The organism is Streptomyces sp. NPDC027185 (assembly GCF_055567035.1).
Genome location: NZ_JBVHRF010000005.1, coordinates 477,680 through 497,656 on the forward strand (window position 1 = coordinate 477,680; position 19,977 = coordinate 497,656).

17 protein-coding genes and 1 pseudogene are annotated in these 19,977 nt (G+C 69.1%); 9 read left to right on the forward strand and 9 right to left on the reverse strand.

Going from position 1 to position 19,977, the window contains the following annotated elements; all coding sequences use genetic code 11:
- Nucleotides 1-19 precede the first annotated feature (19 nt).
- The 6 genes from murJ (at nt 20) to trxA (ending at nt 7,518) form a co-directional block, all read left to right on the forward strand.
- Nucleotides 20-2,233, forward strand: a complete 2,214-nt coding sequence (gene murJ / locus ACZ4M8_RS19415) for a murein biosynthesis integral membrane protein MurJ (protein WP_467608915.1) — start codon at nt 20-22, stop codon at nt 2,231-2,233.
- Nucleotides 2,234-2,337: 104 nt separating this feature from the next.
- Nucleotides 2,338-4,053 (forward strand): protein kinase family protein, encoded by a 1,716-nt coding sequence (locus ACZ4M8_RS19420; RefSeq protein WP_467608917.1) that lies wholly within the window; start codon nt 2,338-2,340, stop codon nt 4,051-4,053.
- Between the two features lie 308 nt (nt 4,054-4,361).
- Nucleotides 4,362-5,054: an RNA polymerase sigma factor SigM gene (sigM, locus tag ACZ4M8_RS19425; protein ID WP_467608919.1), complete on the forward strand. Its 693-nt coding sequence runs from the start codon at nt 4,362-4,364 to the stop codon at nt 5,052-5,054.
- Nucleotides 5,055-5,611: 557 nt separating this feature from the next.
- Complete coding sequence (locus ACZ4M8_RS19430) at nt 5,612-6,055, forward strand: hypothetical protein (RefSeq protein ID WP_467608921.1); 444 nt, start codon at nt 5,612-5,614, stop codon at nt 6,053-6,055.
- Between the two features lie 113 nt (nt 6,056-6,168).
- A complete protein-coding gene (gene trxB / locus ACZ4M8_RS19435) occupies nt 6,169-7,143 on the forward strand; it encodes a thioredoxin-disulfide reductase (protein WP_467608923.1) in 975 nt (324 codons plus the stop codon).
- Nucleotides 7,144-7,191: 48 nt separating this feature from the next.
- The gene (trxA, locus tag ACZ4M8_RS19440; protein ID WP_143939999.1) at nt 7,192-7,518 is read left to right on the forward strand and encodes a thioredoxin; all 327 of its coding nucleotides are present in this window, start codon (nt 7,192-7,194) and stop codon (nt 7,516-7,518) included.
- A 69-nt stretch (nt 7,519-7,587) separates the two neighbouring features.
- Here the strand turns inward: trxA and ACZ4M8_RS19445 are convergent, their stop codons facing one another.
- The 9 genes and pseudogenes from ACZ4M8_RS19445 to rpmH all read right to left on the reverse strand — a co-directional run bounded on the left by ACZ4M8_RS19445 (nt 7,588) and on the right by rpmH (nt 14,420).
- A complete protein-coding gene (locus ACZ4M8_RS19445; protein WP_467608926.1) occupies nt 7,588-8,205 on the reverse strand; it encodes a GNAT family N-acetyltransferase in 618 nt (205 codons plus the stop codon).
- Nucleotides 8,206-8,498: 293 nt separating this feature from the next.
- Nucleotides 8,499-9,587, reverse strand: a complete 1,089-nt coding sequence (locus tag ACZ4M8_RS19450; RefSeq protein ID WP_467608929.1) for a ParB/RepB/Spo0J family partition protein — start codon at nt 9,585-9,587, stop codon at nt 8,499-8,501.
- Entirely contained in the window at nt 9,584-10,654 is a 1,071-nt protein-coding gene (locus ACZ4M8_RS19455; RefSeq protein ID WP_450956384.1) for a ParA family protein, read from the reverse strand. Before ACZ4M8_RS19455 ends, ACZ4M8_RS19450 begins: the two co-directional genes overlap by 4 nt.
- Before the next feature lie 291 nt (nt 10,655-10,945).
- Complete coding sequence (gene rsmG / locus ACZ4M8_RS19460) at nt 10,946-11,671, reverse strand: 16S rRNA (guanine(527)-N(7))-methyltransferase RsmG (RefSeq protein WP_467608933.1); 726 nt, start codon at nt 11,669-11,671, stop codon at nt 10,946-10,948.
- A gap of 133 nt (nt 11,672-11,804) precedes the next feature.
- Entirely contained in the window at nt 11,805-12,311 is a 507-nt protein-coding gene (locus ACZ4M8_RS19465) for a Jag family protein (RefSeq protein WP_467608936.1), read from the reverse strand.
- Nucleotides 12,312-12,324: 13 nt separating this feature from the next.
- Nucleotides 12,325-13,503, reverse strand: a complete 1,179-nt coding sequence (gene yidC / locus ACZ4M8_RS19470) for a membrane protein insertase YidC (protein ID WP_467608938.1) — start codon at nt 13,501-13,503, stop codon at nt 12,325-12,327.
- 3 nt (nt 13,504-13,506) lie between these two features.
- Complete coding sequence (gene yidD / locus ACZ4M8_RS19475; RefSeq protein WP_030285673.1) at nt 13,507-13,827, reverse strand: membrane protein insertion efficiency factor YidD; 321 nt, start codon at nt 13,825-13,827, stop codon at nt 13,507-13,509.
- 62 nt (nt 13,828-13,889) lie between these two features.
- A pseudogene (gene rnpA, locus ACZ4M8_RS19480) lies at nt 13,890-14,258 on the reverse strand (ribonuclease P protein component); the annotation flags it as partial.
- A gap of 24 nt (nt 14,259-14,282) precedes the next feature.
- Nucleotides 14,283-14,420: a 50S ribosomal protein L34 gene (gene rpmH, locus ACZ4M8_RS19485; protein WP_003949374.1), complete on the reverse strand. Its 138-nt coding sequence runs from the start codon at nt 14,418-14,420 to the stop codon at nt 14,283-14,285.
- Between the two features lie 375 nt (nt 14,421-14,795).
- Between rpmH and dnaA the strand changes: the two genes are divergently transcribed.
- From dnaA to gnd, 3 genes are all read left to right on the forward strand, one after another.
- The gene (gene dnaA, locus ACZ4M8_RS19490; RefSeq protein ID WP_467608941.1) at nt 14,796-16,655 is read left to right on the forward strand and encodes a chromosomal replication initiator protein DnaA; all 1,860 of its coding nucleotides are present in this window, start codon (nt 14,796-14,798) and stop codon (nt 16,653-16,655) included.
- 1,133 nt (nt 16,656-17,788) lie between these two features.
- Nucleotides 17,789-18,919: a DNA polymerase III subunit beta gene (gene dnaN / locus ACZ4M8_RS19495; RefSeq protein WP_030285679.1), complete on the forward strand. Its 1,131-nt coding sequence runs from the start codon at nt 17,789-17,791 to the stop codon at nt 18,917-18,919.
- Between the two features lie 162 nt (nt 18,920-19,081).
- A complete protein-coding gene (gene gnd, locus ACZ4M8_RS19500; RefSeq protein ID WP_467608945.1) occupies nt 19,082-19,960 on the forward strand; it encodes a phosphogluconate dehydrogenase (NAD(+)-dependent, decarboxylating) in 879 nt (292 codons plus the stop codon).
- Nucleotides 19,961-19,977 lie beyond the last annotated feature (17 nt).

Here is a 19,977-nt window from a genome sequence, read left to right on the forward strand (position 1 = left end):
CGGATGAGGTGGGGCAGCGATGAACGCGCCGTTTGACGGTGACCGCGGCCGGGGCGCCGAGGGCGACCCCGCGGGGCCGGTCCCACCGACGCCGCAGGCGCCGGGCGCCCGCGCCCCCTACGCGCAGGAGCCGTACGGCCCGGACGCGTACGGCCGGACCCCTTACGCGCCGGACGGCCCGCACCGCGAGACGCACCAGGGCTACGGATCGACGACCGCGCCGCCGTACCCGGGCGGCGCGGCACAGCAGTCGTCCGGCGCGCCCGACGGGCCGTTCCCGCCGCAGCCCACCGCCCCGTACGCCCCCGGGCAGCAGGGCTGGGGCGCCCCCGCGCCGACCGCTCCCGCAGGCCCGCCGGCGGAAGCGCCGTACGGCGACGCGGAGGCGACTATGCAGTTCGCCGGGGTGCGTGAGACAGCGGGGCAGGAGCCGGAGCCGGACGCGTTCGCGCACCTCTTCCGCGATCAGCAGCCGTACGAGCCGCGTCGCCCGGTGGCGGCGGAGCCCGGACCGGTGGCAGGTGTTCCCGAGGCCGTGCCGGAATCGCCGGAGCCCGAGCCGGAGCCGGAGCCGGTCGCGGCCGCCGGGAAGCCGTCCGGGGGACGCGCCTCCGGGCTGCTCAAGTCCAGCGCGGTCATGGCCGCGGGCACGATGGTCTCCCGTCTCACCGGCTTCGTCCGCTCCGCGCTGATCGTCGCGGCGCTCGGTGGCGCGGTGCTGGGTGACTCCTGGCAGGTGGCGTACCAGCTGCCCACGATGATCTTCATCCTGACCATCGGCGGCGGCCTGAACTCCGTCTTCGTCCCGCAGCTGGTGCGCGCGATGAAGGAGGACGACGACGGTGGCGAGGCGTACGCCAACCGTCTGCTGACGCTGGTCATCGTCATTCTGGGCGCGCTCACGGTCGTGGCGATCTTCGCGGCGCCGTTGCTCGTGAAACTCGTCTCGTTCGACATCTCCCGTGATCCGGCGGCCAATGAGGTCGCCGTCGCGTTCACCCGCTACTGCGTGCCCACGATCTTCTTCATGGGGCTGCACGTCGTGATGGGGCAGATCCTCAACGCCCGCGGCCGCTTCGGCGCGATGATGTGGACCCCGGTCCTCAACAACATCGTCATGATCGCCACATTCGGGCTGTTCATCTGGGTGTACGGCACCGCGGAGACCTCCGGTATCGGCGTCACCACCATCCCCGACGAGGGCATCCGCCTGCTGGGCATCGGCACGCTGCTCGGTCTCGTGGTGCAGGCGCTGGCGATGATCCCGTACCTGCGGGACGCCGACTTCACGTTCCGGCTGCGGTTCGACTGGCGCGGGCACGGGCTGGGCAAGGCCGCCAAGCTCGCGAAGTGGACCGTTCTGTTCGTCCTCGCCAACCAGGCGGGCGTCCTCGTCGTCACCCAGCTCTCCACCTGGGCCGGAAACACCGCGGACCGCCAGGGCCACCCCGGCACCGGTTTCATCTCGTACGCCAGCGCCCAGCTGATCTGGAACATGCCGCAGGCGATCATTACCGTCTCCGTGATGGCGGCGCTGCTGCCGCGGCTGGCCCGGTCGGCGGCCGACGGCGACAGCGGCGCGGTCCGGGACGACATGTCCCAGGGCCTGCGGACCTCGGCCGTCGCCATCGTCCCGATCTCGTTCGGCTTCCTCGCCCTCGGCGTCCCGCTGTGCACCCTGGTCTACGGCTCGTCCGGCGCGGGCGTCCCGATGGGCTACATGCTGATGGCCTTCGGTATCGGCCTCATCCCGTTCTCGGTGCAGTACGTGATCCTGCGCGCCTTCTACGCCTACGAGGACACCAGGACGCCCTTCTACAACACCGTGATCGTCGCGGCGGTCAACGCCGCCGCCTCGGGCGCCTGCTTCCTGATCCTGCCCGCGCGCTGGGCGGTGATCGGAATGGCCGCCGCCTACGGCATCGCTTACATGATCGGCGTCGTGGTCGCCTGGCGGCGGCTGGGCAAGCGGATGAACGGTGACCTGGACAGCGCCCGTATCGTGCGCACCTACGCCCGCCTGGCGGGGGCGAGCATTCCCGCAACCGTCATCGCCGGTGCGGCGGTGTACGGCATCATGCAGGGACTCGGCAGTGGGTTCCTCGGATCGCTCGCCGCACTGATCGTGGGTGCGGTCGCCCTTCTGGGGGTCTTCTACGTGGCCGCGCGGAAGATGCGCATCGAAGAGATGACGGCGCTGGTCGGCATGGTCCGCGCCAAGCTGGGGCGCTGAGGCACAACCATCGACCGCCACCGCGTGTCGTGCATAGTGGCGGACTGTGGGCACAATTGTCGTGGCTCATTGAGCCTGCAACGGATGGGGAGGCAGGAACGACGGTGGCGGAACGGAGCACGGCTGCCGTCGACGTGGCCGACACGAGCGGTGACCAACCGCTGACCGCCAAGGCGGAGAAGGCCATGGACGACGGCGCGAAGCCCGACAAGGCGTCCGGCGCGGAGAAGGAAGCCGTCGGCACCGATGACGCGACCTCGGCAGCCGACGCACAACCCTCCGAGCTGCACAGCGGCCACAAGCTCGCCAAGCGCTACCGCTTGGAGGAGTGCGTCACCCGGCTGGAGGGATTCAGCAGCTGGCGCGCAGTCGACGAGAAGCTGCGCCGCGCCGTCGGGGTGCACATCCTGCCCGCCGACCACCCACGGGCCCGCCCGGTCCTGTCGGCGGCCCGTTCCGCGGCGCTCCTCGGCGACCCCCGCTTCGTGCAGATCCTCGACGCCGTCGAGGAGAACGATCTCGTCTACGTCGTCCACGAGTGGCTGCCGGACGCCACCGACCTGGCCGCCGTGCTCGCCGCGGGACCGCTGGAGCCGCACGACGCCTACCAGCTCGTCAGCCAGGTCTCGCAGGCGATGGCCGCCGCACACCGCGAGGGCCTGTCCCACCTGCGGATCAACCCCGGATCGGTGCTCCGCACGGAATCCGGTCAGTACCGCATCCGCGGCCTCGCCATCATGGCGGCGCTGCGGGGGCTGACCTGCGAAGAGCCGCAGCGCGCGGACACGGAGGCGATCGGCGCCCTCCTCTACGCCTCGCTGACCCAGCGCTGGCCGTACGAGAACGACGCCTACGGCATGTCCGGGCTGCCCAAGGGCGTCGGACTGATCGCCCCCGACCAGGTACGGGCCGGCGTCCACCGCGGTCTGTCCGAACTCGCCATGCGCGCGCTGGTCAACGACGGTGCCACCGCCTCCCGCCAGGAGCAGCCGTGCACCACTCCGGACGAGCTGGCCAAGGCGGTGGCGGCGATGCCCCGCATCCGGCCCCCGGAGACGGCGTTCACCACCCCGCCCCCGTACCAGCGGACCCAGTACCAGCAGGGCAGCTACGGGCAGGCGGCCCGCAGCCACCCGATGAACCGTGCCACGCAGCCCGTGCCCACGCCGCCGCCCCCGCTGCAGAGCCGCACCGGCAAGGCGCTGAAGTGGTGTGTCTCCGCGCTGCTGATCGCCGCGCTCGGTCTCGGCAGCTGGCAGCTGGCGGACACCCTGCTCAAGCAGGAGAACGACACTTCCGGCAGCGGGACTCCGCAGGCCAACGCGCACCACGACACCAAGCCGAACGGCAAGCCCCTCAAGATCGAGGACGCCGCCGAGTACTACCCGGACGGCCGCCCGCAACATCCCGATCAGGTGCGCTACACCTATGACAAGGACTCCAGCACCTACTGGCGGAGCATGAGCTACCGCGACGGCCCCGACATGAACCCGCACTTCAAGCAGGGCGTCGGCATCGTCTACGACCTCGGCTCGGAGCAGCGGCTGGGGAGCGCGTCGATAGACCTGCACTACTCGGGCCAGCACACCAAGGTCACGCTCTACGCGGCGTCGTCCCTGTCTCCCTCCGCCCCGCTCAGTTCCATGAAGCGCCTCGGTGGTGCGGACACCTCGGAGACGACCGCGAAGGTCAAGCTCAGCTCCCCGTCGAAGGCGCGCTACGTCCTGGTCTGGATGACGGCCATGCCCTACGCCCCGGGCGACGACTACAGCAGCGCAGGCTACAAGCAGGCCATCCGGGAGATCTCCTTCACCGGATGAGCAAGGAGCCGGAAAACCGCTCACCGGCATAGAAGGGCCCGGCCGACGGATCGGCCGGGCCCTTCCTTTTCCCCGTTCAGCGACCAGATCGACTGATACCACCAGGTTTTCCCCGCATTCCGGAACAAGCCCGGTTTCCCCGTACGCGAATACCGCATTTCTCCCTCCCCTACCTCAGGCACCTGGTACGCGATCCCATCTGTGCTGGTCAGCGGCCCTCTTCTGAAGCCCTGCATCCGCAGTTTCATTTACTTTCGCCATGCGGCGGGCTTCAATGGGGCAAGGGAAAGAGTACCTGTGGGAGGGCCGTGCGCGCCGAAGATGACGAAGCAGCCACATCGAGCGATGCCGATCTTCTCGCGCTGCACGTCAAAGGTGATCCGGATGCCTTCGGGGAAATCGTCCGACGCCACCGTGACCGGCTCTGGGCGGTCGCGATCCGCACCCTCGGCGACCGCGAGGAGGCCGCCGATGCCGTGCAGGACGCGCTGGTCTCCGCCTACCGGGCCGCCCACACCTTCCGCGGGCAGTCGGCCGTCACCACCTGGCTGCACCGCATCACGGTGAACGCCTGCCTGGATCGTGCCCGGAAAGCGGCCTCCCGGCGTACCTCCCCCGTTGCCGAGACCGAACAGCTCGATCAGCTCCTGGAGCCGCAGGAGTCGGCCGCGGTACCGGCGGAGCGTAAGGATCTCCACCGGGAACTACTCGGTGCGCTGCGTACCCTTCCGGAGGAACAGCGCGCCGCGCTCGTCCTCGTCGATATGCAGGGATACCCGGTCGCGGAGGCGGCAGCCGTCCTCGACGTACCGACAGGCACGGTGAAGAGCCGTTGTGCACGTGGCCGGGCCCGGCTGCTGCCTCTGGTCCGGCATCTCCGGGCCGAGGACAAGGAGGGAACGGCGAAGGCGGCAAGGAACCAGGAGCCGGGGGAATCCGTCCCACCGACACCAGGACCGAACGACACAGGTGCCGTGAAGGGCGGAGGTGGGCGAGCGTGACGTCGACGACCGGCACGGATGAGCACCCGGAGGTCTCGGAGATCTCCGACCTCACGGAGGGACTTCTCCCTCCGGCCCGCGCCACCGCACTCCGAGCTCACCTGGCGGTGTGCGCACTCTGCGAAGACGTTCTCGCCTCGCTGGAGGAGATCCGGAGCCTCCTCGGGACGCTTCCCGGCCCGGTGCCCATGCCGGCCGAGGTCGCCGGACGCATTGACGCCGCTCTCGCGGCCGAGGCTCTGCTGAATGCCATGCCGGAATCCTCGGTTTCACGTGAAACACTCCACGAACCCGCATCGGATCACGCTGAGTCTGCCTCCGCCTCCCGTGAATCCGGCGACCCGCTCAACGCTGTTTCACGTGAAACACCCGAGGCCGATGCCGACGTTTCACGGGAAACCGAGGCCGCGCTGCCGTTGGGCGGGGTGAGCCGGCCCGCCGGGCGCCCCCGCGGGACCACCGGACCGGGACGGCGTACGCCAGGTGGCCGCTCGACTCGTTCACGACGCTGGCCCCGCGTCCTGCTGGGGACGGCCGCGGCCGCAGCGCTGATCGGTGTGGGCGGAATCGTCGTACAGAACTCTTCGACCGACAGCGATCCCGACGGTGGGACGGACCGGCGCACCACGGCGGAGAAGAAGGCCACCGGTGCACCGGGAGAACTGTCCTCCACGACACTCGCCGCACAGGTCCACAAGCTCCTTGCCACCGCGGGCTCACCGAAGTCCCCTGGAATCGGCACCCGCAGCGAACCGGAGACCCCGATGCGCGGCGGGAACACCACCGTTCCGTCCTGCGTCACCAGGGGTATCGGCAGCCCGGAGGCCCCGCTCGCCGCCCGGCAGGACACCTACCAGGGCAAGAGCGTCTACCTCGCCGTCCTCCCCGTACCCTCCGACCCCGAACATGTCATCGCGTACGTGGTCGACGCCTCCTGTGTCTCCGCCGAGCCGCCGGCGCCCGGGAAGGTTCTGCTGAGCCGCTCCTACCCTCGGGACTGACCGGCCGCCTGTGCGCTGTGGCACGCCGGGAATGCTCGCCCCGTAGGATCCGTTGGGTGGGGTGAGAGTTCCAGAGCCCCAGCAAGCAGTCGGCAGAGACAAGGAAGACACCCGTGAGCGACGTCCGCAACGTGATCATCATCGGCTCCGGGCCCGCGGGGTACACCGCAGCGCTCTACACCGCCCGTGCTTCCCTGAAGCCGCTGGTGTTCGAAGGTGCCGTCACCGCCGGCGGTGCGCTGATGAACACCACCGACGTGGAGAACTTCCCCGGCTTCCGTGAAGGCATCATGGGCCCCGACCTCATGGACAACATGCGGGCCCAGGCCGAGCGTTTCGGCGCCGAGCTGGTCCCGGACGACATCGTCACCGTTGACCTCACCGGCGAGATCAAGACCGTCACCGACACCGCTGGCACCGTGCACCGCGCGAAGGCCGTCATCGTCACGACCGGCTCGCAGCACCGCAAGCTCGGTCTGCCCCGTGAGGACGAGCTCTCCGGCCGCGGCGTCTCCTGGTGCGCCACCTGCGACGGGTTCTTTTTCAAGGACCAGGACATCGCCGTGATCGGCGGCGGCGACACCGCGATGGAGGAGGCCACCTTCCTCTCCCGGTTCGCCAAGACCGTGACGATCGTCCACCGCCGCGACACCCTGCGGGCAAGTAAGGCGATGCAGGAGCGCGCCTTCGCCGACCCGAAGATCAAGTTCGTGTGGGACAGCGAGGTCGCCGAGATCCAGGGTGACGCGAAGCTCTCCGGGCTGACGCTGCGCAACCTCAAGACCGGCGAGACCTCCGAGCTGCCGGTCACCGGCCTGTTCATCGCGATCGGCCACGACCCCCGTACCGAGCTGTTCAAGGACCAGCTGAAGCTCGACGACGAGGGCTACCTGAAGGTCGACGCGCCCAGCACCCGCACCAACCTGCCGGGCGTCTTCGGCGCCGGTGACGTGGTGGACCACACCTACCGCCAGGCGATCACCGCCGCCGGCACCGGCTGCTCCGCCGCTCTCGACGCCGAGCGCTTCCTCGCGGCGCTCTCCGACGGCGACGCCACCCCCGAGCCCGAGAAGACCGCGGCCGTCTGAGCCTGCGGTTCCCCAGCTTTCCACCACCCCTTGAGTAAGGAGACTGCCATGGCCGGCGCCACGGTTACCGTTACGGACGCCAACTTCGAAGAGGTCGTCCTGAAGAGCGACAAGCCCGTTCTCGTCGACTTCTGGGCCACCTGGTGCGGCCCGTGCCGTCAGGTTGCCCCGTCCCTGGAGGCCATCGCCGCCGAGCACGACGAGATCGTCATCGCCAAGCTCAACACCGACGAGAACCCCGCCACCACCGCCAAGTACGGCGTCATGTCGATCCCGACCATGAACGTCTACCAGGGTGGCGAGGTCGTGAAGACCATCGTCGGCGCCAAGCCGAAGGCCGGCATCGAGCGCGAGCTGGCGGACTTCCTCGCCTGAGCGAACAGCACGATGTTTCACGTGAAACGGGCCTGCCCCCTGTGGGGCGGGCCCGTTTCTCATGCCCGCTCACAGTGGCCGTAGTGCGGGCTCCTTCTGCACCGCCCCCAGCAGTCGGTCGAGCGCCAGCTCCACGTCTTCCTTCCACGACAGTGTCGACCGCAGCTCCAGCCGCAGCCGCGGGTACCGGGAGTGCGGCCGTACGGTCTTGAAGCCGACAGCCAGCAGATGGTCCGCGGGCAGCAGACATGCTGGTTCGGACCACTGGGCATCGCCGAAAGCCTCGATGGCCTTGAAGCCCCGCCGGATCAGGTCCTTCGCCACGGTCTGCACCATCACCCGCCCCAGCCCCTGCCGCTGGAAACCCGGCACCAACCGAGCCGTCAGCAACTGCACCGCATCGGCTGACACCGGGCTCGTGGGAAACGCCGCCGCACGCGGTACGTAGGCGGGCGGCGCGTAGAGCACGAAGCCGACCGGCGCCTCATCCACATAGACCACGCGCCCGCAGGAACCCCAGTCCAGCAGAACCGCGGAGAGCCAGGCTTCCTTCTCCGGGCCGGCACGGCCCGCCGCCACTGCGGCATCCCCGCTGACGGGGTCCAGCTCCCAGAACACACAGGAACGACACGGCTTGGGGATGTCCGGAAGGTTGTCCAGGGTGAGCGGTACGAGCCGACGGCCCATGGCGCCAGATCCTCACTTCTCTCGCCCGCCGCACGCGGCCACCATCCGTACCGTCGGCGCCCGGCGAACCGCGGAGCCTCATCCGGCGGCCGAGCCGGACCCGACGGCGAGCGGCTTCATGCGGCTCACCGATCGCATGGCTCGCTCCCCGGTGTGAGGCCACAGGGGCGAATGAGCCACTCTGTTCGCATCGTATCCACCCTTCATGGACGGGAATACCGCGAGAACGCAAAGGGCGGACCGTGTCCCGGAATACCTCCGGAACGCGGCCCGCCCTTTGCTCAGCGGTCAGCTCACTTCTCGCTGTTGTTCTCCTGGGACGCCCCGAGCACGGGTCCTTCGCCCGGAGCGAGGGTCCCGAGGATGCGCTCCAGATCGTCCATGGAAGCGAACTCCACGACGATCTTCCCCTTCTTCTGGCCCAGGTCGACCTTCACCCGGGTTTCGAAGCGGTCCGACAACCGGGACGCGAGGCCGCTGAGCGCGGGGGAGACGCGGGTGCCCGCCCGGGGCCCCTTCGCCTTGGCTTTGGCAGCTGGTTCCGCTGCCTGGAGCACCACGATCTCCTCGGTCGCCCGGACCGAAAGCCCCTCCGCCACGATCCGCCGGGCGAGCGCGTCCTGCGTCTCGGCGTCGTCGACCGACAGCAGCGCACGGGCGTGCCCTGCGGAGAGCACCCCTGCGGCAACCCGACGCTGGACGGTCGGCGAGAGCTTGAGGAGCCGCAGTGTGTTGGTGACCTGCGGACGGGAGCGCCCGATCCGGTCCGCCAACTGGTCATGCGTGCACTGGAAGTCCTTCAGCAACTGGTCGTAGGCCGCTGCCTCTTCCAGCGGGTTGAGCTGTGCCCGGTGCAGGTTCTCCAGAAGCGCATCGAGCAGCAGCTTCTCATCGTCCGTGGCCCGGACGATGGCCGGGATCTTGGCCAGACCCGCCTCACGGCACGCCCGCCACCGGCGCTCGCCCATGATGAGCTCGTACCGGCCGGGAGACGCCTTCCGCACCACGACCGGTTGCAGGAGTCCCACTTCGCGGATGGACGTGACCAGCTCCGCGAGAGCGTCCTCGTCGAACACCTCCCGCGGCTGCCGGGGGTTCGGGGTGATCGCGTCCAGCTCCAACTCGGCGAAGTACGCGCCCGCCACCTCCGTCCCCGTAGCCGATCCGCCCGCGGCAGGCTCGGCTGTTTCACGTGAAACAGGAGCCGTCGGAAGCGACGCCACCTTAGCCGCGGCCACTCCCCGTTCCGGTGCCAGCACCGGAACTGCCGACGGTGACGTCGCGCCGCGGCCCACCGCCGTGCCCCCCTGCTCGGCGCTCTGCGGCGCCGCGGGAATCAGCGCACCGAGCCCACGGCCCAGTCCCCTACGTCGTTCGCTCACTGCGTCCCCTCCGGCGTACCGTGCTGCGGTTCATAGTTCACACTCAGTTCCTGTGCCGCGGTACCACCCGCGCCGCGCAGGGCAATCTCTCTGGCCGCCTCCAGGTAGGAGAGCGAGCCACTGGATCCCGGGGCGTAGGTGAGCACCGTCTGGCCGTAGCTGGGGGCCTCGGAGATACGCACCGAGCGCGGAATGCTCGTGCGGAGCACCTCTTTCCCGAAGTGGCTGCGCACCTCTTCGGCGACCTGGGAGGCGAGCCGGGTACGGCCGTCGTACATGGTGAGCAGAATCGTCGAGACGTGGAGTTTGGGGTTGAGGTGCCCGCGCACCAACTCGACGTTGCGCAGCAGCTGCCCCAGGCCCTCCAGCGCGTAGTACTCGCACTGGATCGGGATCAGCACCTCGGCGCCGGCCACCAGCGCATTCACGGTGAGCAGGCCGAGCGAGGGCGGACAGTCGATGAGGACGTAGTCCAGCGGCTGCTCATACGCCTGAATCGCGCGGTGCAGCCTGCTCTCCCGTGCCACGAGGGAGACCAGCTCGATCTCGGCTCCGGCCAGATCGATCGTGGCCGGCGCGCAGAACAGACCCTCGACATCGGGCACCGGCTGCACCACGTCCGACAACGGCTTGCTGTCCACCAGCACGTCATAGATGGATGGCACTTCGGCGTGGTGGTCGATTCCGAGCGCGGTGGAGGCGTTGCCCTGCGGGTCGAGGTCGACAACCAGGACCCGCGCACCGTGCAGCGCCAGCGATGCCGCCAGATTCACGGTCGTGGTGGTCTTCCCCACGCCGCCCTTCTGGTTGGCGACCACCATGACGCGTGTCTGTTCCGGGCGAGGCAGCGCTTCGCCCGAGCGGCCGATTGCCTGCACCGTCAGCTGAGCTGCACGACCGATCGGGGTGTCGTCCATCGGGGACGGTGTTTCACGTGAAACATCCTCCCCGAGCGACTCGCTGCGGGGACCGGGGACCGGATCGGTCATCGGTCCCGCGATATGGGCGTCGGACCGCAAGGATTCACTCTCCTCGACATCAGGCTCACAGTGCTCTGAGCCTGCCATGCTTTCGGTATCACGAACCAGTGAGGTCCGCTCTCCTGTGGATGAACCCACGTCTGTGGATACTTCGGTGCCCCGTGTGGGTCTACGATCCCGCGGCTCAGCTGAGGCTTGACCACGCACGATGATCCCTTGCAGCAGAGAACGACGTTTCACGTGAAACACGATGCCAGCGCCACGTCCGAATAGGACGCGACACTCCGCCTTGCCTCTTTTGCCTGGACCGCGCGGTGGGCGCCCCTCATCGATCGAGGCCACGCCCACCGGTCCGCTGACGGCACCGCCGGAGCGGGGTCAGCGGCGCCGCCCCCGCGACGCCCTGCTGGGCCGGGCAGCCTTGGCGCGCTTCGCAGCGAACCGCACGCCTCCCGGGCTCTCCCCGACCTCGACCCGGACCACGGTCGACAACGGATCCACCACGCCCTCGCCGACCTGCACCACCGAGGTCTCCACCACGCCCAGCTTGCTCAGGGCCGCACGGGCACTCTTCAGCTCCTCCTCCGCGGTGTCGCCCTTGAGCGCCAGCATCTGGCCGTACGGACGCAGCAGCGGAACACCCCACCCCGCCAGCCGGTCCAGCGGCGCCACCGCACGGGCGGTGACCACATGCACCTGGGGCAGCTTGCCCATGACCTCCTCGGCCCGCCCGCGGACGACCGTGACGTGGTCCAGGCCGAGCAGTTCCACGACCTCCTGGAGGAAATTCGTCCGACGCAGCAGCGGTTCCAGCAGCGTGATCTTGAGATCCGGCCGGACCAGGGCCAGCGGGATGCCGGGCAAACCCGCGCCCGAGCCGACGTCACAGACCGAGACGCCCTCGGGGACGACCTCGGAGAGCACCGCGCAGTTCAACAGGTGCCGCTCCCACAGCCTCGGCACCTCCCGGGGGCCGATCAGCCCTCGGGTCACACCGGCGTCGGCGAGCAGTTCGCCGTACCGCACGGCCTCCGCAAAGTGCTCGCCGAATACCTCCTGCGCCTCTTTCGGCGCGGGAGGGAGCTCCGCTGCTGCCTCCGCCACGGGAACCGCCCTTCCTCTGGACTGCTGCTGGTGCTGCCGGATCCGGGGTTTTCCCCGGGATAACACAGAAGGCTGACAAGATTTGGCCCCGCCTGACGTGCAGACGGGGCCAACAACACGGGAGTGGGGAGGGTCAGGCCGGCAGGACGACCACGCGCCGCTGCGGCTCCTCGCCCTCGGACTCGCTGCTCAGCCCCGCCGCCGCCACGGCGTCGTGGACGACCTTGCGCTCGAACGGCGTCATCGGGTCCAGCTTCACCGGCTGACCGGTGGCCTTCGCCTCCTCCGCCGCCTTCGCGCCCAGCTCGGCCAGCTCCTCGCGCTTCCGCGCCCGGAACCCGGCGATGTCGAGCATCAGCCGGCTGCGGTCACCGGTCTCCCGGTGCACGGCGAGGCGGGTCAGCTCCTGCAGCGCCTCCAGCACCTCACCATCGCGGCCCACCAGCTTCTGCAGATCGCGGCTGGTCGAGTCGCTGATGATCGACACAGCGGCGCGGTCGGCCTCGACATCCATGTCGATGTCGCCGTCGAGGTCCGCGATGTCCAGCAGACCCTCAAGGTAGTCGGCCGCGATCTCGCCTTCCTGCTCCAGGCGGGTCAGGGTGTCGGTGCCCTTGGCGGCAGGGGTCGTGTCCGTCACGAAAGGACTCCTCTTACTTCTTGGACGGGTGCTTGGGGCGCTGCTGGCCCTTGCGCTGTCCGGACTTGGTGGTACGGGACCCGGAGGAGCTGCCCTTCTCGGCAGCGCCGCCCTTCCCCTTGCCGCTCTCGGTGGACTTGCCGTCCTGCGGGGTCTTCTTCTCCAGCGACTGCTTCTTCTCGCCGCTCTGCCCGTCGCTCTTGCCCGACTGCGAGCTGGCCCGGGTCCGGGCACCTGCGGGACGTGCGGTGGCGGGACCGGCGGGCGCCTGGCGCTTGGACTTCGGCTGCCGCTTGGGCTGCTGGCGGTTCTGCCGCGCCTCTTCGGCCGCCTTCTTCGCCTCGATCTCGGCCGGGTCCTCGACGATCTTGCCCTTGGCCCGCAGCCGCTCCTGCCGCTCCTCGAACGCCTTGCTGCCCGGGGTCGGGTTCCGGCGGATGACGAACATCTGCTGGCCCATGGTCCACACGTTGGTGGTCAACCAGTAGACGAGGACACCGACGGGGAAGTTGATACCGAAGACGGCGAACATGATCGGGAAGACGTACATCAGCATCTTCTGCTGCTGCATGAACGGCGTCTTCACCGTCAGGTCGACGTTCTTCGTCATCAGCTGGCGCTGCGTGTAGAACTGCGACAGCGACATCAGGACGATCATGACGACGGTGACGACGCGGACGTCGGTCAGCGTGGCGCCGAGCGCCTCGACCCGCGTCGCGGAGTCCATGAACTTCGCCGACAGCGGGGCTCCGAAGATGTGCGCCTTCTGCGCGCTCTCCAGCAGCGGCTGGTCGATGACACCGACGATCTTGTTCTGCGCGATGTGGTTCAGGACCTGGTACAGCGAGATGAAGAACGGCGACTGGGCCAGGATCGGGAGGCAGCTCGAGAGCGGGTTGGTGCCCGACTCCTTGTAGAGCTTCATCATCTCTTCGGACTGGCGCTGCTTGTCGCTCTTGTAGCGCTCCTGGATCGCCTTCATCTTCGGCTGGAGCGCCTGCATGTTCCGTGTCGCCTTGATCTGCTTCACGAAGAGCGGGATCAGGCAGATCCGGATCAGTACCACCAGCGAGACGATGGACAGACCCCACGCCGCGCCACTGTTCTTGTCGAAGATCAGGCTGTAGAACGAGTGGAACTGGACGATGATCCAGGAAACGGCGTAATAGAGGGGATTCAGGATCGTGTCCACGAATCAGGCTCCTTGGGCATTGGGCTGAGTCTCGGGCTGGGCGACGACGGGCTCAGAGGCGGTGGGCCCGCCCAGGCGGCTCCTCAGCCGCTGATGCCACACCGGACGCTTCCGGGGAGGGACGTGGTCGACGCCACCGAGCGACCACGGGTTGCAACGCAGAATGCGCCAAGCGGTCAGCGCAGTCCCTTTCACCGCGCCATGCCGGTCGATGGCGGTGTAGCCATAGTGCGAACACGACGGGTAGTACTTGCAGACCGGGCCCAGCAGGGGGCTGATGGTCCACTGATACAGCTTGATCAACAGCAGCAGCGGGTACTTCACTGTGCGCTCCCTCCCGGTCCCCTGCCGGGGATCCGAGGGTTGCCCCCCGCGGGACGGCTGTCGCGCGGCGCCTCACCCAGCAGCCGCTTCAGGGCGGCGTCCAGGTCACGGGCCAGCTGATCATGGTCCGATTCACCCGCACCGGGCAATGCCCGTACGACAACCAGGCTACCGGCGGGCAGCGCGGACAGCCGGTCACGCAGAAGGTGCCGGAGCCGGCGCTTGACCTTGTTGCGGACGACGGCGCCGCCAACGGCCTTGCTGACGACGAAACCCGCACGCGCGGGGGAAGCGTGTTCCCCCGCTGCGTGCGGGTCCGTTGCGCCGCTACGTAGATGAACGACAAGGAGCGGGCGCCCGGCCCTGCGTCCCCGGCGTACCGCGGTCGCGAAGTCCTCGCGCCGCCTCAGCCGATGCTCGGTAGGCAGCACGTCATGGACCTAGGGTCTGGCTGCTCAGGCCGACAGGCGGGCGCGACCCTTGCCACGGCGGGAGGCCAGGATGGCGCGACCGGCGCGGGTCCGCATGCGCAGACGGAAGCCGTGGGTCTTCGCGCGGCGGCGGTTGTTCGGCTGGAAGGTGCGCTTGCTCACTCGGGGGCTCCAGGAATGCTTGTTGCCTCATGCGAGACAGATGTGGGGCGTCGACTGGCTGTCACCGTGCGCCCACGAGTAGCTCGCAACGCCTAAGTGCACCGCTTCTTGACCGCTTGAGCGATCTTTGCCCATCGGAGGCAGGCGGCAGCAGCCATCGACAACTCGACCTGGTCACGGTACGCGCGGCTACGCCATCCGGTCAAACCACCGGTCGATCACCCCGGACCGGGGCCGACCGGGACACACTATGCACAGCCTGTGGACAACAACTTGAATCCCCAGGCCCGGCCTGACTACCGTGGCTGAACCCCGATTACTTCCCGCCCGTCCTGAGAATCACACATTCGTGGGACTGCTGAGAGAGCGTGTTCCGTGGCTGATGTACCTGCCGATCTTGCCGCAGTGTGGCCGCGCGTACTCGACCACCTCCTACGGGCGGACGGCGACGGGCTCAAGCCCAAGGACCAGGACTGGCTCAAGCGCACGCAGCCGCTGGCGCTCGTCGCGGACACCGCGCTGCTCGCCGTCCCCAACGAATTCGCCAAGGGGGTGCTGGAAGGCCGGCTGGCACCGCTGATCGGCGAGGCCCTCAGCCATGAGTGCGGCCGCCCGATCCGGATCGCGATCACCGTCGACGACTCCTCCGAGGAGCCCGCCGCACCCGCGCCGCAGCCGCAGGCCCCGCAGCACACCCCGCACCCGCAGCAGGGGCAGCACCCGCAGCACCAGCCGCCGCACGAGACGTACGAGAGCTACGACGGGCGGCAGGGCTACGGGCGCCAGGGCGACGAGCTGCCGCACGTGCGGCCCGCCTACCCCGATTACCCGCAGCACCAGCAGCCCCGGCACGAGCCCGGCTCCTGGCCGCAGCACTCCTCCTCCCTGCCGCCCGCGCCCGGCCCCCGTGAGGACTACGGCTGGCAGCAGCAGCGCCTCGGCTTCCCCGAGCGCGATCCGTACGCCACGCCGCCCCCCTCGCACGTACAGCAGCAGGGCGACTACCGCGGGCAGGGGCCCGAGCACCCGCGGGCTCAGCACTCCGAGGGGCGTGACCCCTACGACCCGCAGGCGCAGCGGCGGGACGCCGCCGAGCACCAGTCGGGGCGGCACGCCGGTCCCGGTCCGGCGCTGCCCGCGCCCAGCGGGGCGCCCGGTCCGCTCGCGGCGCAGCCCGCGCCGGCGACGGGTCCGGGGGAGCCGACCGCCCGGCTGAACCCGAAGTACCTCTTCGACACCTTCGTCATCGGCGCGTCGAACCGCTTCGCGCACGCCGCGGCCGTCGCCGTCGCGGAGGCGCCGGCCAAGGCGTACAACCCGCTGTTCATCTACGGCGAGTCCGGGCTCGGCAAGACGCACCTGCTGCACGCGATCGGGCACTACGCGCGCAGCCTGTACCCGGGAACCCGGGTGCGGTACGTGAGCTCGGAGGAGTTCACCAACGAGTTCATCAACTCCATCCGCGACGGCAAGGCGGACGCGTTCCGCAAGCGCTACCGCGACATGGACATCCTGCTCGTCGACGACATCCAGTTCCTGGCGAGCAAGGAGTCGACGCAGGAGGAGTTCTTCCACACCTTCAACACGCTGCACAACGCCAACAAGCAGATCGTGCTCTCCTCGGACCGGCCGCCCAAGCAGCTGGTCACCCTGGAGGACCGGCTGCGCAACCGCTTCGAGTGGGGTCTGATCACGGACGTCCAGCCGCCCGAGCTGGAGACCCGGATCGCGATCCTGCGGAAGAAGGCGGTGCAGGAGCAGCTGAACGCGCCGCCCGAGGTGCTGGAGTTCATCGCGTCCCGGATCTCGCGGAACATCCGTGAGCTGGAGGGGGCGCTGATCCGCGTCACCGCGTTCGCGTCGCTCAACCGGCAGCCGGTCGACCTCGGGCTCACCGAGATCGTGCTGAAGGACCTGATCCCCGGTGGTGAGGACGCGGCACCGGAGATCACCGCGACCGCGATCATGGCGGCCACCGCCGACTACTTCGGGCTGACCGTCGACGACCTGTGCGGCTCGTCCCGCAGCCGGGTGCTGGTGACGGCGCGGCAGATCGCGATGTACCTGTGCCGGGAGCTGACGGATCTGTCGCTGCCGAAGATCGGCGCGCAGTTCGGCGGGCGGGACCATACGACGGTGATGCACGCCGACCGCAAGATCCGGGCGCTGATGGCGGAGCGCCGCTCCATCTACAACCAGGTCACCGAGCTGACCAACCGCATCAAGAACGGCTGATGCGCGCACCGCCGTGACGGCCGGTGCGACGCCCCAGGGCGCTCCGGGAGATCCCGGGGCGCCCGCCGCGCTTTCCGGGGGCCGTACCAGGTTCTCCCGGCCGTACCGCGCGGCTTCCCGGCTTCCCGGCTTCCCGGCTTCCCGGCTTCCCGGCTTCCCGGCTTCCCGGCTTCCCGGTCACGCTGCCCCGGCTCCGCTTTTTCCGGGGCCTCTTCAGGGCTTCGCCCGTCCTCGTGGGGTGCTCGCGCGGGGTGGTCCGGCTTCGCTGTGCGGCGTTCTGCGGCGGCGGTGCGGTCGTCCCCAGGGAGGGGCAGAACGGCTCGGAAGGGGGCCGGGGAGGGGTTACGGGGGCGCCGGAGGGGGTGCCGGAGCTGTGGACGGCGCCCGGATCTGTTCGATTTTCGGGGGAGGTCACGGCCTCCCTCCACAGATTGGGGGAAAATCTTCCGTCCACATCCTGGGGACTGGGAAGTTATCCCTATGGCATCCACAGGCTCGGCTTCTGACGGATCATCGGTCGAGGTCAGAGGGGTGTGGATTTGTGGCAAACCGTAATCCACAGGCTGTGGACAGAGAGTTCGTCCACAGGGGGCCATTCGGGTTGTCCACCGGCTGCCCACAGGCTGGGGGCGGTTGTCCCCAGCTTCTCCACACCCCTGTCCACTGTTCGGCAACACGACACCGGCGCTCACCGCCCCGAGTGAAAGCGGTCACATCAACACCGGGGGTTGGGCTGTGGGGAACCTGGGTAAAACTGGGGACGGCGCTGGGGAGAAGTCGCCTTCCCCTGTGCATGGGGTGTGCAGAACTTTCGGCGGTCCACAGATCCGCCGGGTTATCCACGACCGCCACCCACAGGACCGGTGGATAAAAAATCCGCGTTGACCTGCGAAAAGGCAGTTGTCCACGGTTTCCACAGGCCCTACTACTACGACCACGGATATCTACCGGGGAACTCGTTCGGAAACGGGGCCTGTGCACAACTCGCGCTCCGAGCGCCGACCACCCGCGGAGCCGACTTGACCCCGAGCAGCAACGGCTGTCGGTGGCGTGCGTCAGACTGGAATCCGGCAACTCAGCCGACGACGAAAGCCAGCAGGGCGAGAGCCAGCAACAGCAGGAGGCGGTTTCCGGTGAAGATCCGGGTGGAGCGCGATGTACTCGCGGAGGCGGTGGCCTGGGCGGCCAAGAGCCTCCCGGCCCGTCCGCCGGTGCCCGTCCTCGCGGGCCTGCTGCTGAAGTCGGAGGACGGCAAGCTGTCGCTCTCCGGCTTCGACTACGAGGTCTCGGCGCGGGTCTCGGTCGAGGCGGAGGTCGAGGAGGAGGGCACCGTCCTCGTCTCCGGCCGGCTGCTCGCCGACATCTGCCGGGCGCTCCCCAACCGTCCGGTGGAGATCTCCACCGACGGTGTCCGCGTGACCGTCGTCTGCGGCTCCTCCCGCTTCACTCTCCACACCCTGCCTGTGGAGGAGTACCCGGCCCTGCCGACGATGCCCACCGCCACCGGCACCGTCCCCGGTGAGGTCTTCGCCGCCGCCGCCGCGCAGGTCGCGATCGCCGCCGGACGTGACGACACCCTGCCGGTGCTCACCGGTGTGCGGATCGAGATCGAGGGCGACACCGTCACGCTGGCCTCCACCGACCGGTACCGCTTCGCCGTCCGTGAGTTCCTGTGGAAGCCGGAGAACCCGGACGCCTCCGCCGTCGCGCTGGTCCCCGCCAAGACGCTCCAGGACACCGCCAAGTCGCTGAGCAGCGGTGACACCGTCACCCTGGCGCTGTCCGGCTCGGGCGCGGGCGAGGGCCTGATCGGTTTCGAAGGCGCCGGCCGCCGGACGACGACGCGGCTGCTGGAGGGCGATCTGCCGAAGTACCGCACGCTCTTCCCGACCGAGTTCAACTCCGTCGCGGTGATCGAGACCGCGCCGTTCGTCGAGGCGGTCAAGCGTGTGGCGCTGGTGGCCGAGCGGAACACCCCGGTGCGGCTCAGCTTCGAGCAGGGCGTGCTGATCCTGGAGGCCGGCTCCAGCGACGACGCACAGGCTGTGGAGCGCGTCGACGCGGACCTGGAGGGCGACGACATCTCGATCGCCTTCAACCCGGGCTTCCTGCTGGAGGGCCTGTCGGCGATCGACTCCCCGGTCGCGCAGCTGTCCTTCACGACGTCGACCAAGCCCGCGCTGCTCAGCGGTCGTCCCGCCAAGGACGCCGAGGCGGACGAGACGTACAAGTACCTGATCATGCCGGTGCGGCTCTCCGGCTGACGTCCTTGCGGGTACGGGCCGGCCGGGGCTCCCGGCCGGCCCTCCGCGTCCCCGGGCGGGCGGAGCCGATGAGCGCTCGGGCCCACAGGTGTGCACGCACCACCCGGCGTAGGCTCGGAGGCGGGTACGAACAGCAACGACTACGTGCAAAGAGGGTCTCTGATGGAGCTCGGTCTCGTCGGTCTCGGCAAGATGGGCGGCAACATGCGCGAGCGCATCCGCCGCGCCGGCCACACCGTCGTCGGATACGACCGCAACCCCGATCTCGCGGATGTCCACAGCCTGGAAGAGCTTGTGGGCAAGCTCAAGGGTCCGCGGGTCGTGTGGGTCATGGTTCCCGCCGGTGACGCCACCCAGGCGACCATCGACGCGCTCGGTGAGCTGCTGTCCGAGGGCGACATCGTCGTCGACGGCGGCAACTCCCGCTGGACCGACGACGAGAAGCACGCCGAGGAGCTGGCGGCCAAGGGCATCGGCTTCGTCGACTGCGGTGTCTCCGGTGGCGTCTGGGGCCTGGAGAACGGCTACGCGCTGATGTACGGCGGTTCCGCCGAGGACGTCGCCAAGGTGCAGCCGATCTTCGACGCGCTCAAGCCCGAGGGCGAGTACGGCGCGGTGCACGCGGGCAAGGTCGGCGCCGGCCACTTCGCGAAGATGGTCCACAACGGCATCGAGTACGCGATGATGCAGGCGTACGCCGAGGGCTGGGAGCTGCTGGAGAAGGTCGACTCCGTCACCGATGTGCGCGAGGTCTTCCGCTCCTGGCAGGAGGGCACGGTCATCCGTTCCTGGCTGCTCGACCTCGCGGTCAACGCCCTCGACGACGACGAGCACCTGGACAAGCTGCGTGGCTACGCCGCCGACTCCGGTGAAGGCCGCTGGACGGTCGAGGCGGCGATCGACAACGCGGTGCCGCTGCCCGCGATCACCGCGTCGCTCTTCGCCCGCTTCGCCTCCCGCCAGGAGGACTCGCCGCAGATGAAGATGATCGCGGCGCTGCGCAACCAGTTCGGCGGCCACGCCGTCGAGAACAAGAAGTAACCAGCAGGTCCGCAGCC

Excerpts from the sequence above, each read along its gene's own strand:
- murJ (WP_467608915.1), top strand. The coding sequence starts at position 20 with ATGAACGCGCCGTTTGACGGTGACCGCGGCCGGGGCGCCGAGGGCGAC.
- trxA (WP_143939999.1), top strand. The coding sequence starts at position 7,192 with ATGGCCGGCGCCACGGTTACCGTTACGGACGCCAACTTCGAAGAGGTC.
- ACZ4M8_RS19445 (WP_467608926.1), bottom strand. The coding sequence starts at position 8,205 with ATGGGCCGTCGGCTCGTACCGCTCACCCTGGACAACCTTCCGGACATC.
- ACZ4M8_RS19455 (WP_450956384.1), bottom strand. The coding sequence starts at position 10,654 with ATGGCAGGCTCAGAGCACTGTGAGCCTGATGTCGAGGAGAGTGAATCC.
- gnd (WP_467608945.1), top strand. The coding sequence starts at position 19,082 with ATGGAGCTCGGTCTCGTCGGTCTCGGCAAGATGGGCGGCAACATGCGC.